This is a genomic window from Botryobacter ruber, assembly GCF_003347595.2.
In the GTDB taxonomy this organism is placed as follows: domain Bacteria; phylum Bacteroidota; class Bacteroidia; order Cytophagales; family Hymenobacteraceae; genus Pontibacter; species Pontibacter ruber_A.
In genome coordinates, this window is sequence record NZ_QCZK02000061.1 from 217871 (window position 1) to 232185 (window position 14315).

Below are 14315 nucleotides of genomic sequence, written 5' to 3' on the forward strand. Positions count from 1 at the left end.
AATGACAATCTTAAAGAAAGACCTCGCAGTGTGCGCAGCTCCTGCGAGTGTCTGAACCAGCAGCAGAGGCAATGGTGGCAGGTGCAGCAGAATTTTTGAAAGCATAAAAAAAAACAATAGTCAACCTATAACCAGCGGCAAAGCCTGTTCAGGCAAAGCAGCCGCTAAAACAAAAAACAACATACCGCATGAAAGCCAAAAGCTTTGTAGCTCTCTTCTTACTCGTACTTACCCTGTTTGCCTTTAACCAGAAACAGGAAAGCAAACAGGACCTAACTCTTTGGTATAAAGCACCCGCCGAAAAATGGACTGAGGCCCTGGCACTTGGTAATGGCCGCCTGGGTGCCATGGTGTACGGAGGAGTGGAAAAAGACCAGATACAGTTTAACGAGGAAACCTTATGGACCGGTGAGCCACGGGAGTACGCCCGCGAAGGCGCCGTGAAATACCTGCCGGAACTACGCAGGCTGCTGAAAGAAGGAAAGCAGGACGAGGCAGAGAAACTGGCCCAGGAGCACTTCATGGGCCGGAAAAGTACCGAAGAAGGCGACCAGGCCGTGTGGGAGAAAAAAGTAACCGCTGTGCAAACGCAGCCAGTTTCACCGGCACAACCTGGCTACAACGACAGTAAATGGGAAGAAATGACGCTTCCGACCCCTGACGGCTGGGAAAAAGTAGGTATGGAAGGTCTGGATGGCTCCATCTGGTTCCGCACTAGCTTTGAGCTTCCGAAGAAGTGGAAAGGCAAAGACATTAAGCTGGAGTTGGGCCGCGTGCGCGACAAAGACTACACTTTCGTGAATGGCAAACTGGTTGGCTCCACCGAAGGCATCGGTAACCACCGACGCTACGTTATTCCGGCTTCGCTGCTGAAGAAAGGCAAAAATGTAATTGCCGTACAGGTCATCAACTATTTCAATAAAGGCGGTTTTGTGGGCCATAAGTTCGGCAATATTCCCATCTCCGTTTACCCGGAGGGCGACCCGAGCCCGGAGAAAAACCTGCTGGCCCTGAACACCAAGCCCTGGAAGTATTGGGTGCAGGACGATAATCCGCCTGCTGTTCCGACATTCCAGGCTGCGTACCAGGCGTTCGGCGACCTGTGGCTCAACTTTAAAAACCACACCGGCGCCACCGACTACAGTAGAGAATTGGATATTCAGAATGCTATTTCCCGCACGACCTACACCCTGAACGGCGTTACCTATACCCGCGAGTATTTCGCCAGTGCGCCTAACCAGGTAGTGGCTGTACACCTGAAAGCCAGCAAACCCGGCCAGATTACCTTCGATGCTTCGCTGAACAGTCCGCACAAGAAATCGTCGACCCGTAAGATAGATGCGCAGACACTGGGGCTCTCGCTGCAGGTAAAGAACGGTGCCCTGCGCGGCGAAAGCTTCCTGAAAGCCAACAATAAAGGCGGAAACATAACCGTAACAGACGATAAAATAAGCGTCAATGGCGCAGACGAAGTAACCCTTTACCTGACCGCCGGCACCAACTACATCCGCTACGACAACGTTTCGGGCGACCCGGCAGCAGTATGCCGCAAGGCGCTGCAATCAGTGCAGCCGCTGTCGTATGAGCAGGTAAAAGATGCGCATACTAAGGAATACCAGGGCTATTTCAACACCCTTTCGTTTACGACTCCGCAAACTGCCAATGCGCAGCTGCCAACAGATGAGCGTATCGCCAAGTTTGCTTCTGAATCGGACCCGTCACTGGTGCCGTTGTACCTGCAGTTTGGCCGCTACCTGCTTATCTCCAGCTCGCGCCCGGGTACACGTCCGCCGAACATCCAGGGCATCTGGAACGATATGCTGGCACCGCCGTGGGACAGCAAGTACACCACCAACATCAACGTGGAAATGATTTACTGGCCGGCAGAGCCACTGAACCTCTCCCCCATGCACCAGCCGCTATTCGACATGACGGAAGAACTGGCAACGCGGGGCAAAGTAACGGCGAAATACCACTACGGCGCCCCCGGCTGGGTGCTGCACCACAATACAGACCTCTGGCGCGGCACGGCCCCAATCAATGCCTCCAACCACGGCATCTGGGTAACAGGCGGCGCCTGGCTCAGCCACCACTTCTGGGAGCACTACCTGTACACGCAGGACAAGCAGTTCCTGAAAGAAGAGGCTTACCCGATTATGAAAGGTGCTGCAGAGTTCTTCACACACTTCCTGGTAGAGGACCCGGAAACAGGCTGGCTCATCAGCACGCCGTCCAACTCACCGGAAAACGGCGGACTGGTAGCAGGCCCGACCATGGACCACCAGCTTATCCGTAGTTTGTTTAAGAAGACCATTGAAGCAAGCCAGCTTCTGAACACCGACCCGCAGTTCCGGGCCGAGTTACAGAAAATGCTGCCCCGCATTGCTCCTAACCAGATAGGCAAACACGGACAGCTGCAGGAATGGCTAGAAGACAAGGACGACCCGGACAACAAGCACCGCCACGTGTCGCACCTCTGGGGCATGCACCCCGGCGACGACATTACCTGGCAGAAAAACCCTAAACTGATGGAGGCAGCAAAGCAGTCGCTTATCATGCGCGGCGACGAAGGCACCGGCTGGAGCCTTGCCTGGAAAATAAACTTCTGGGCCCGTTTCCTGGACGGCGAACATGCTTACAAGATGCTGCAGATGCTCATTCACCCGGCAGCCAAAGGAGGAGGCTCTTACCCGAACATGTTCGACGCCCACCCGCCTTTCCAGATTGACGGAAACTTTGGAGGCGCTGCCGGTATTGCAGAAATGCTGGTACAAAGCCACGACGGCGGTATCGATTTATTACCTGCCTTGCCAAAAGCGCTCCCGGAAGGTGACATAAAAGGCATCTGTGCCAGAGGCGGATTTGTGCTGGACATGAAGTGGAACGGCGGCAAACTGCAGAGTCTGGAGGTAACGCCACGTGCAGACAACAAATGCACCCTGCGCTATGCCGGCAAAACCATCACCTTCAACGCCCAGAAAGGCAAGACTTATAAACTGAATAAGGATTTGAAGCTAATATAGGCCGCCAACTGACCTCGCAGCGTCTTCCAGACCTGCGAGTGTCTTTATTGTCTGAATCAGGATTTACAGGATTGAAGGATTAACAGGAGTGAGGAATAATAAACATGTATTCCCAATTCAAATTATGCCTGTTTCTGTTTGGAAGAACGGGACTTGGTACTAAAGCGGAAAGCCGATCCTGAAAATCTTAAAATTCTGTAAATCCTGATTCAGACAAAAGAGCAGTGGCAATGGTGGCAGGTGCAGAATGAAAGATATGCTACTTATGCTACTTCGGATTTATCAATCCGAAGTTTAGCTGCTGCGGGTCTCCAGACCCGCGTACACCAGCGTCCGGTTCACGAGGATTAAGAAATCCTCTACAATTAGCTTTCGGATTAAAAAATCCGAAAGAGCAAGAAAATTTTAAAGCATTCACCTGAGACGCTTGCAGGTCTGAAAGACGCTGCAAGGTCATTTTGAAATGTTAAAACAGAAAATGCAAAAACCAAACATACCCTTCTTCACACTTTTCAACCGCAACCACCTGGTTGCACTCACAACAGCAGTTCTCCTCGCTGTTGTTACCTCCTACAATGCCTTTGCACAACAAGCAAACGTGCGGCAGGACATCTCCCTTGACAAAAACTGGCGCTCCATTGTAGATGAAAAGAACCAGAACGCATACCAGGGCTTCGAAAATTCGGGCTACAACGACAAGGAATGGAAGCAGGTAAACGTACCCCACAACTGGGACGACTACGAAGGCTACCGCCGTATGCGCCATGGCAACCTGCACGGCTATGCCTGGTACCGCAAAACGTTTGAGGTAGCGCCGCAGAAAAAAGGACAGCGCTACTTCCTGTTCTTCGAAGGTGTAGGTTCTTATGCAACGGTGTGGCTGAACGGCAAGAAAGTGGGCTATCATGCCGGCGGCAGAACCACCTTTACACTCGATGTAACGGATGCCATCAACCTCGCTAACAAGCCAAATGTACTGGCTGTTCGTGCCGACCATCCTGCTGAAATACGCGACCTACCGTGGGTATGCGGCGGCTGCTCCGACGAGCGCGGTTTTTCTGAAGGCTCACAGCCTATGGGTATTTTCCGCCCGGTGCACCTGCTGGTAACAGACCCGGTGCGGGTAGAGCCTTTTGGCGTGCATATCTGGACCGACTCTACACTAACGGAAAAAGCAGCACAGGCTTACATCAACACCGAAGTAAAGAACTATGGCGAGAAGGCGCGCAAAATTACCGTCATAAACCGATTGGTGGACAAAACCGGCGCCACGGTAGCCGAAGCTAAGACCAAGCAGAAGCTGCAGCCTGGCAAAACCACCGTCATCAAACAAAAGCCTGCATCCATTGCGAATCCGCACCTGTGGTCTATCGAAGACCCATACCTGTACACGCTGGTAACGGAAGTAGTGGAGAAGAATAAGACCATTGACCGCATCACTACCCCTTATGGCTTCCGCTGGATTTCCTGGCCAATTTACAGAGCGGATAACGACAGACGCTTCTTCCTGAACGGGAAACCTGTGTTTATCAACGGGATTGCGGAGTACGAACACCTGCTGGGCAACAGCCATGCCTTTAGCGAGGAGCAGATACGGTCGCGGGTGCTGCAGATGAAAGCAGCTGGTTTTAACTCTTTCCGGGACGGGCACCAGCCACACAACCTGCGCTACAACAAGCACTGGGACGAGCTGGGCATCCTGCTCTGGACACAACACACGGCCCACATCTGGTTCGACACACCGGAATTCCGCGAGAACTTTAAACAGCTGCTGGTGGACTGGGTGAAAGAGCGCCGCAACAGTCCGTCGGTGGTGCTGTGGGGGCTGCAGAACGAAAGTACATTGCCCGAAGAATTTGCCCGCGAGTGCACCCAACTGATACGCGAACTCGACCCAACCAGCCCCTCGCAACGGTTGGTAACGACCTGCAACGGCGGCGAAGGCACCGACTGGAACGTACCTCAAAACTGGACCGGTACCTACGGCGGCAACCCCGCCACCTACGACGAAGACGTAAAACGGCAAGTGCTCATCGGGGAATATGGCGCCTGGCGAACACTTGACCTGCACACCGAAGGACCTTTTGTACAGGATGGCGCTTACAGCGAAGACCGTATGACGCAGCTGATGGAGATGAAAGTACGCCTGGCCGAAGAAGCCAAAGACAGCACCTCCGGCCATTACTTCTGGCTCTTCACTTCTCACGACAACCCCGGTCGTGTACAGGGTGGCGAAGGCCTGCGCGAACTGGACCGAATAGGTCCGGTGAATTACAAAGGCACGCTCACGCCATGGGAGGAGCCGCTGGATGTATATTACATGTTCCGCTCCAACTATGCGCCCAAAGACAATGAGCCGATGGTGTACATCGCCTCCCACACCTGGCCCGACCGCTGGACTACCCCCGGCAAAAAAGACGGTGTCGTGGTGTATTCCAACTGTGATGAGGTAGAGTTGTTCAACGACGTAAATGCCCGCTCGCTGGGCAAACGCAAAAGAAGCGGTGGTACAGGCACACACTTCACCTGGGATGGCGTGGACATCAACTACAATGTATTGTATGCCGTGGGTTACGTAAATGGCAAGCCGGTAGCGAAAGATTACATCGTGCTGCACCACCTGCCACAGGCCCCGAACTTCAACGCCTTCTACAAAGAAGCCAAGCCGCTGCTGGCACCAGCTGCAAATATGAATTACCTGTACCGCGTAAACTGCGGTGGCCCTGCCTACACCGATAAGCAAGGCAATACCTGGATGGCAGACGTGCATAAAACCACGAACGGCACCTGGGGTTCTAAATCCTGGACGGACGACTTTACCGATTTGCCGCCTTACTTTGCCAGCCAGCGCCACACCCACGACCCAATAAACGGTACAGACGAATGGCCGCTCTTCCAGAAGTTCCGTTACGGCCTGGACAAGCTGCGCTACGAGTTCCCGGTGCCGGATGGCGAGTACCTGGTGGAGCTGTACTTCACAGAACCGTGGCTCGGAACAGGCGGCGGTCTGGATGCGACAGGCTGGCGCTTGTTTGACGTGGCTGTAAACGACAAAACCGTTATCGAAAACCTGGACATCTGGAAAGAAGTCGGACACGATGGGGCTTTAAAGAAAACGGTAAAAGCACAGGTAACAGGCGGTCAACTGGTTATCTCGTTCCCGCGTGCAGCCTCCGGACAGGCCATTATCTCGGCCATTGCTATCGCTTCGGCCAATAAAAACAGCAAGGCTGCTGCTCCGTCTCCTGCTATTATCCAGGACTTAGCGACAACCGATAACGCCATGGCCAACAACTGGACCGCCCACACCTGGCTGGACACCGGTTACAAGCAGTATCTGAACGCTGATGTTGCCTTCACCATTTTACCTGCTGACTGGTACGGGGCCGAGTGGATAAAAACGCCTGCAACCGTTAAAGCCGGGGCAGGCATTAACCTGGCCCAGTTTAAGGTGAGCCAGGAAGCTGATGTGTATGTTGGCATCGACGGACGCATTACCCAAAAACCAGCCTGGTTGCAGGAGTACGAAGACACCAAGAGCTTTATCTACAACACGCAAGGCACCAAATTCCATGTGTACAAAAAGCGTTTCCCGGCAGGCGCCACCGTTACGCTTGGCGCAAACGGTAAGATTCCTTCCGGTAATCCGGCCATGTATTCGGTTGCTGTCACCAAAGCCGCTAACATCGACCCGGCTTACGACCTGAAATCGACGATAAAATACAATGCCATAGCAGGCAGAGGAGCTGGTGCAGAGCTGGTAAAAGAGCAGGTGAATAACAAGGATGTCTTTACGTTCAAAACGAAATCAGCCAACAATGCGGTAGAGTGGGATTTTAAAGTGGGTGTAGCCGATATTTATGCGCTGGAAGTGCGCTACCATAACCCGAATGCCAACACCTTTACCGGAAAGCTGCAACTGTTTTCTGTGGACGGCACCCTGATGAAAGAAGAGACTGTTGAGTTCACCTCAACACGCCCTACCAAGTGGAACTACATCAACACCACCACGGGCAGCATGGTAAATGCCGGTCAGTATAAAGTACGCATCACCTCAACGGAAGCTGAAAATGTAAGCTTCTACGATTTGGCAGTACAGTAAATGAAATCAAAACCCGGTAGGTGTTGAAAACCTACCGGGTTTGAACGAACCTACCAGGTTTAAAAAGACATCAAATGAAAAAGAAAAACTTTTCACTCCTTTCCTGCCTCCTGCTGCTCTTAACAGGCGCTCTTTGGGGCTGCAAAACGGTAGCGCAGGAAAGCAGTCAGCAGCAACCAACGCTACGACAGGGGCGCTTTTATACAGAGGCCAAAGGAAAGGAAGCGTTGGAACGGTTTGCAACCACTTACCACGACAAAAAGAGCTGGGAGAAAAGAGCCGAAAAAATACGACAAGGCATCATTCAGGGGGCACGCCTCGACGAGCTGCCGAACAACACGCCGCTCAAGCCCATCGTCCACAGCAAACGCACCTACGACGGCTACACCGTGGAAAACGTGGCCTTCGAGAGCCTGCCCGGCTTTTTCGTCACCGGCAACCTCTACCGCCCTACCCAAAAGCAGTCGTCTTATGCTGCCATCCTGACACCGCACGGCCATGGAAAAGACCCGCGTTTCGGTGCGGATGTGCAGAAGCGTAGCGCGGCCCTGGCCCGTATGGGTGCCATCGTATTTGCCTACGACATGGTCGGTAACGGTGATGCGCAGCAAACGACACACAAGCATCCACGGGCCCTGCAGCTGCAGTCACACAACAGCCAGCGCGCCGTCGATTTCCTGCTTTCGCTTCCGGAAGTGGACAAGAACCGCATTGGCGTAACCGGTGAGTCAGGCGGCGGTACCCAGACGTTTGTACTTACAGCCATCGATAAGCGCATTGCCGTGTCGGTGCCGGTGGTGATGGTGTCGGCTTATCATTTTGGTGGCTGCGTGTGCGAAAGCGGAATGCCCATCCACCAGAGCCACAACCACGAAACCAGCAACGTAGAAATTGCCGCCCTGGCAGCCCCTCGCCCGATGCTGATTATTTCAGACGGGAAAGACTGGACAGCCAATACCCCGAAAGTAGAATTCCCTTATATCAAAAACGTGTACAGCCTCTACGGCAAAGAAAACCTGGTAGAGAACGCGCATTTGGCGGACGAAGGCCACGACTACGGTCCTAACAAACGGAAAGCTGCTTACTTCTTCCTGGCAAAACACCTCGACCTCAAGCTCGAGAACCTGATTAACGCCATCGGCGAGATAGATGAAAGCTTTATCAAAGTCGAGCAACCGGAAGTACTGCGGGTATTTGACGAGCAGCACCCACGACCGGCTCATGCGGTGATGGGTGACGAAGCGGTAACCAATCTGGTAGAGTCGTACGCACCAAAAGCAAAGCGAAAGTAGGAGCAGTGGGAATGGTGGCAGGTGCAGAAGCGTTTTTTGTCTTAATTTGGATTCGCCGGATTAAGGGATTAATCGGATTTTCCGCCATTGTTGGTGATATCACCATAGCCGTCAGGCTAACTTGTCTTTTGTGTCATTGGTACCGCAGGGAGAAATCTGAATTCCACATACACAGGTGAAATATCCCAGATTTCTCCCTGCGGTCGAAATGACTATGAATAATTTTTGGTTTTAGCCTGACGGCTATGGTGATAACACCAATAACGGCGGGAAATGACTTAAAAAAAGTACGAGCTACAAGCTCGCACTAGCAGTGGCAATGGAACAGAAATCCTGTTAATCCATAAATCTGACGAATCCAAATTCAGACAATTTAGAATCAATAAACCAAGTAAATATGACGTCGAACAAAAAGCAGAAGCTTATTCTTTTAGCTTTCCTGTGGCTGGCAACAGCACAAGCCTATGCTACCGATATCTGGGTGTCGCCAAAGGGCTCGGATTCGAATGCAGGCACCAAATCAGCTCCTTTCGCCACACCTGATATGGCGTTGCGGAAGGCCCGCGAACTGCGCAGGCTCAAAGACCCTGCTGCGGAAAAAGAAGGTATCCGTATTATTTTACAGGGCGGCCTGTACCAGTTGCACCAGCCCATGCTTATCCGTCCGGAAGACTCTGGGAAACCGGGTAGCCCAACTACCATCGAAGCAGCTCCGGGCGAAACACCAGTATTGAGCGGTGGCGTCCAGGTAAAGGGCTGGAAAAAAGCTGGTAGCGTTGCAGGTCTGCCGAAAGCGGCCAAAGGAAATGTTTGGGTAGCCGATATTCCAAAAGTAGGTGGCCGTCAGCTGGAGTTCCGCCAGTTGTACGTGAACAACAACAAAGCCACCCGCGCCACCAACCTGACCGACGGCACCCTCGACCGCATCCTGTCGGTAGACAAAGAAAACCAGGCCATCTGGATTCCTACACCCAAAGTAGCCATCAAAGACATCGACCAGCTGGAGTTTGTGATTCACCAGTGGTGGGCTATTGCCAACCTGCGCGTGAAGTCGATGGAAACGCAGGGTAACAAAACGAAGCTGACGTTCCATCAGCCCGAAAGCCAGGTGGAATTTGAGCACCCCTGGCCTGCTCCGTTCATCGACGAGAAAAAAGAATACAACGGTAACTCTGCCTTCTTTTTGGTAGATGCCGTGGAACTGCTCAACCAACCAGGCGAGTGGTTTGCTCACCAGGAAACAGGCAAGCTGTACTACTGGCCACGTAAGGGTGAAAACATGTCCAATGTCCAGGTAACGGCTCCTGTACTGGAGACACTGGTACAGGTAGAAGGCCACCGGGATTTACCGGTACAGCATGTAGGATTCAAAGGCATCCGCTTCGAGCACACTACCTGGTTGCGTCCTTCTAAGGCAGGTCATGTGCCGCTGCAGGCGGGCTGGTACCTACTGGATGCTTATAAACTGAAAGAGCCAGGAACACCCGACAAAGCAGGTCTGGAAAACCAGGCTTGGGTAGGCCGGCAGCCGGCAGGTTTAATGGCAACCAATGCACGCAACATTGATGTGGAGCGTTGCGTGTTCACCCACATGGCCGCTACCGGCCTGGACTTTGTAGAAGGCGTGAGCTACAGCAGCGTGATAGGCAGCGTGTTCGAAGACATTGGCGGAACAGGCATCCAAGCCGGTTTCTTTGGCAGTCCTGCCTACGAAGCGCACCTGCCGTACAACCCAACCGACGAGCGCGAACTGGTGCACCACATTTACATCGCCAACAACCTGATTACGAATGTTACTAACGAAGACTGGGGCACCGTAGGTGTGAGCGTGGGCTTTGCCCATGACGTGAACATCGAACACAACGAGGTAAGCGACGTGAATTACTCCGGCATCTGCGTGGGCTGGGGCTGGACCAAAACCATCAACAGCATGAAAAACAACCGCGTGCACGCCAACCACATCCACCACTTCGCCAAGCAAATGTACGATGTTGGCGGCGTGTATACGCTGTCGGCACAGCCTAACAGCGAGGTAAGCGAAAACTACATTCACGACCTGATGAAAGCGCCGTACGCCCACATGCCACACCACTACCAGTACATCTACTACGACGAAGGCTCCTCTTACATCCGCGCCATCAACAACTGGACTGAAGCCGACAAGTTCTTCTCCAACTCCCCCGGCCCCGGCAACCTCTGGGAAAACAACGGTCCGCAGGTAGACGAAGCGATAAAGAAAAAAGCCGGTATTCAACCGGAGTACAAGGATATTAAAGAAAATTATAAAGTGGCGCTGAATAAGAAGTAGCAGCTGCTTTATTTGATAAATTAAGAAGCCCCGCTCACAGGAGATTTACTCTGGTGAGCGGGGCTTTTGGTTTTAGTACTAATTGTAACGCTTGTGCTATCGGTTCACCGTTTTTTTCCCCCAACAAAACTATCCGCTGTAGGAAAGCTGCCAGATATTTTGTAGCTCTCTGTCAGGGGACAGAGAGTGGGTGTTGATAATAAAAACAGAGCTGCAGTGGCTGTGGTGGCAGGTGCAGTAAGCTTTTAGTATTTAAATATGCTGTGAGTTATTCTTTCTCCTCAACTTCATCTTCTACTTCTTCCACAGCATCTTCCACATCCTCCTCAATGTCTTCTTCAATTTCTTCCACCTTCTCCATTTCTTCTTCCACAGCATCATCGGAAGAGGCACAGGCGCTAAAGGTAAACAGGCTGGCCGCCATCAGGAAATATAGTACTTTTTTCATAGGTCATTCTGCTTAGTGTAATACCATCACCCCCTCTACAGAAAACGAACAATATCTTAATGTGGTTGAAATACAAGAAACTATAACATAAAAACAGTAGCACCTGAAAGCTTATCCTGATTTTAAAGCCTGATTTTCTACATAAAAACTTCACTGCTCCTGCCACCATTCCCGCTGCTGCTAAATTGGAAGGCAGCGCTTGCAATCAGGCAGAAAATGCCCTAAAGCCAAAGCCCATGCCAGTGAATTCACCTACAGGTGCTTTTGCTTTCAATTTACTCCAGTTTACTTTTCCGTAGAAGTCAGCGTGGTGCTGGTCTGGTCGTCGGAGAAGTTGAAGCAGAGCGTCATTTGTTTCGGACGGGTTCTCCAGTAGTCGAAGTAGTTGTTTTGATGTTTCTGCACAATATTACCAGTCTCTCGGTGACACGAGGTTCTCCCGATAAGCAGCCCCTGGATATTGACTCACTTTCGAATCCGCTTGAAAAGCAGATGACTGTGGATGTTGGTACTAGCTGTAAGCCTGAATTAAAGCAGCAAGAGCCGGCCCCTTACGGGAACCGGCTCTTGCTGCTTTAATTCAGGCTTAGGACTGCTGTTACTTCTTCAGTACCATCTTAATTGTCTGTACACCCGAAGTAGTCGTCAGTCTGCCAAAGTAAATACCCTCAGGCATGTTACGGCTATCCAGTTCGAACTCATACAGCTTATTAGCCTCTGCTACACCCATATCCACTTTCTTCACCAAAGAACCTTTCACATCGTACACTTCAACCAGGTAAGTCTGCTCTTTATCTACAGAGAACACGATGGTTGTCCTGTCGGAGAAGGTGTTTGGATAGTTGTAGAATTGAATGGTTTTTGTCAGCTCAGGGGTAACTTCAGCAGTTAATTTTTTAGAGTTGCTACCGCCGCTAACTTCTTTAACTGCTTCATGAATTACGATATTACCTCCTCCTATGCAATCTCCTGGTTCAGTATAATCTTCCTCATTCAAAGCACCTATAACATTATCATAAACAAGATTATCCCCGCTATCCCAAATTCTGATTCTGAATTTGTCAGGTTGAACTGGTACTTTCTTGTCTCCGTCAGATACAATTACAGTGAACTTAAAGCCGCTGTGACCATTTAGCATACCTATCCCTTTGTAAGTAGCTTTGTCACTATTAATTACAAGGCTCAGGTTTTCGAAGGATGTGCTCTGGAACTTCAGATTTCCAACGTTGAAATGGAATTCGGTATGGCCTTCAAGGATATTCTGACTACCTTTTTTAGTGTATTTAGATAAAATGGCGTAGGTTGCTTTTCCAGCAGTGTTTGAAACTAGTCCATAATCAGACGTTCTTACTGCACCTGATGCTGAATTAATCCAGCCTCCTCCAGTTACAAAACCTCCATTCAAATCATACACTGGCACAAACACTGCAGGTGTCTGTTGAGGCTCATCCATTGCATTAGTATACTTAAGGTAAACAGTATACATACCAGATGCAGCTGGCGCATTTGAGGATCCTGAAATAGTTTGATTTGTTTCATCTATACCTCCTTCTGTTGTGCTGGCGCTATAACTCCATACCCAAACCGGGCTTTTTACAATTCCTGTATAATTACCAGTTACACCAATTGTTTTTGAAACCTCAGTTGAAGCAACCGGATTTAATAGTACTGCCGGAGTTTGATAAATAGTTGCAGTTGTAGTAGCTACTGAGACTATGTTGTAATTATTAGCACCAGTGCCCGAAAGGGTAGCACCAGCTAAAGTGACTACTTTTGCCTCACCTGGCGATGCATCAGCGAAAGTTGCACTACCACCTGTTAAACTTACTACGTCTGAACCAATCACACCTTCCAGTGATCGAGTAAGAACAGTTGCAGCATTGTTGCCATCAAACATCTTGTTTTTGGCAGTGAAGGTTCCGGTGATTGCTTTAGCAGAGATATCAAACTTGTTAGCAGTTGTTGCAAGGGCTAGTGAATAGTTAGATCCTGCAGCCAGGTTTCCTAAAGTATAAGCATAAGGACCGCCGGCTACTGTCTCGCCTGCTTCACGGCCAAGCGTACCTGTAAAACTGTTGCCAGGTAACAGCGCTTCACTTGGTGTGAAAGTAAAGACTGGGTCAGTAGAGCCGTACACTTTGCTTTGGTTAGCATTTGGTGTTACTGAAATAGATTTCTTACTGATGGTAAACGCCTGGCTGTCTGAAGAACCTGTATGGTTGGCATCGCCAGTAAAGCTATAGCTGGCTGTAGCTGTACCGGCATTCACATTATCGGCATAAGCAGCTGGTGGAGTTGATAGAACTACTCCACCAGCACCGGTTACACTTACGGTAGCTGGTTCTATTTCTGAACCTGTATAGGTGAACGGTGCGCCTGTGATGGTTACTGTCGTTACTGAAGCAGCCTTACCGATGGTGATGCCTACACTACCGTTGTCTGCATTGTAGTTCCCGTTGCCAGCAAAGCGCCAGTTGGCCGTGCCACCGGGGGCATTGGTAAAGCTAGCGTCCAGGTCCAGCAGGCTGCTCAGGTCTTCGTTTTGAACACCGGTCGCGGTACCCGTGGCACCGTGGGCGGAGCCATCATAAGTGCCTTCGTAGCCATTCACTACGATAGTAGCATCTGCCTTATTAGCAGCTACCTCTACTTCTACCACTGGAGCAGCATTGTAGTTATCGTTACCGGCCTGACTGTAGATTACTTTACCAGTACCTGTACCAGAGTTCATCGTATAGTCAGCACCCATATTGCTCAATGGAGCGGCGCTGCCGTAGCTTACGGCCAAGCCAGAACTTGCGGTCGCGGCAACTGTAAACCCCATGTTGTAAACAGCACTCGCTGGTGAAGCCGTTACTACCGTGATGGTCTGATCAGCTTTCTTTATATTCAATGTAGCTGCAATACTTGTTGCCGCACCACAGGCATTTGTAACCACACATCGATACTGCAAACCGTTCATCGATACTGTTGGTTTTGTCAATGTCAATGATCCAAAAGTAGCACCAGCTATATCTGCAAATCCTGTCCCACTATTAACCTGCCACGACTTTGTTGCAACGGATATAAGAAGGGGATATAGCTTGATTAAAAAGTAGAGTTGTAGCGTATCTTAGAAGCGACCAAACTTTTAAGAAGCGAT

The 14315-nt window shown here is 50.8% G+C and carries 6 protein-coding genes; 4 read left to right on the plus strand and 2 right to left on the minus strand.

Going from position 1 to position 14315, the window contains the following annotated elements:
* Positions 1-188: 188 nt before the first annotated feature.
* From DCW36_RS22295 to DCW36_RS22310, 4 genes are all read left to right on the plus strand, one after another.
* Entirely contained in the window at positions 189-3023 is a 2835-nt protein-coding gene (locus DCW36_RS22295) for a glycoside hydrolase family 95 protein (protein WP_114780746.1), read from the plus strand.
* Between the two features lie 478 nt (positions 3024-3501).
* A complete protein-coding gene (locus DCW36_RS22300; RefSeq protein WP_114780763.1) occupies positions 3502-7125 on the plus strand; it encodes a malectin domain-containing carbohydrate-binding protein in 3624 nt (1207 codons plus the stop codon).
* 74 nt (positions 7126-7199) lie between these two features.
* Entirely contained in the window at positions 7200-8417 is a 1218-nt protein-coding gene (locus tag DCW36_RS22305; RefSeq protein ID WP_114780747.1) for an alpha/beta hydrolase, read from the plus strand.
* Between the two features lie 397 nt (positions 8418-8814).
* Entirely contained in the window at positions 8815-10725 is a 1911-nt protein-coding gene (locus DCW36_RS22310) for a right-handed parallel beta-helix repeat-containing protein (protein WP_114780748.1), read from the plus strand.
* A gap of 268 nt (positions 10726-10993) precedes the next feature.
* On the opposite strand, the gene DCW36_RS22315 is transcribed toward DCW36_RS22310, so the two are convergent.
* Positions 10994-11173 (minus strand): hypothetical protein, encoded by a 180-nt coding sequence (locus tag DCW36_RS22315; RefSeq protein WP_114780749.1) that lies wholly within the window; start codon positions 11171-11173, stop codon positions 10994-10996.
* A 598-nt stretch (positions 11174-11771) separates the two neighbouring features.
* Positions 11772-14156: a YDG domain-containing protein gene (locus DCW36_RS22320; protein ID WP_128397011.1), complete on the minus strand. Its 2385-nt coding sequence runs from the start codon at positions 14154-14156 to the stop codon at positions 11772-11774.
* Positions 14157-14315: the final 159 nt, after the last annotated feature.

Bases quoted from the DNA above. Each gene is read 5' to 3' on its own strand.
- DCW36_RS22300 (WP_114780763.1), top strand. From the start codon at position 3,502: ATGCAAAAACCAAACATACCCTTCTTCACACTTTTCAACCGCAACCAC.
- DCW36_RS22315 (WP_114780749.1), bottom strand. From the start codon at position 11,173: ATGAAAAAAGTACTATATTTCCTGATGGCGGCCAGCCTGTTTACCTTT.
- DCW36_RS22295 (WP_114780746.1), top strand. From the start codon at position 189: ATGAAAGCCAAAAGCTTTGTAGCTCTCTTCTTACTCGTACTTACCCTG.
- DCW36_RS22305 (WP_114780747.1), top strand. From the start codon at position 7,200: ATGAAAAAGAAAAACTTTTCACTCCTTTCCTGCCTCCTGCTGCTCTTA.
- DCW36_RS22310 (WP_114780748.1), top strand. From the start codon at position 8,815: ATGACGTCGAACAAAAAGCAGAAGCTTATTCTTTTAGCTTTCCTGTGG.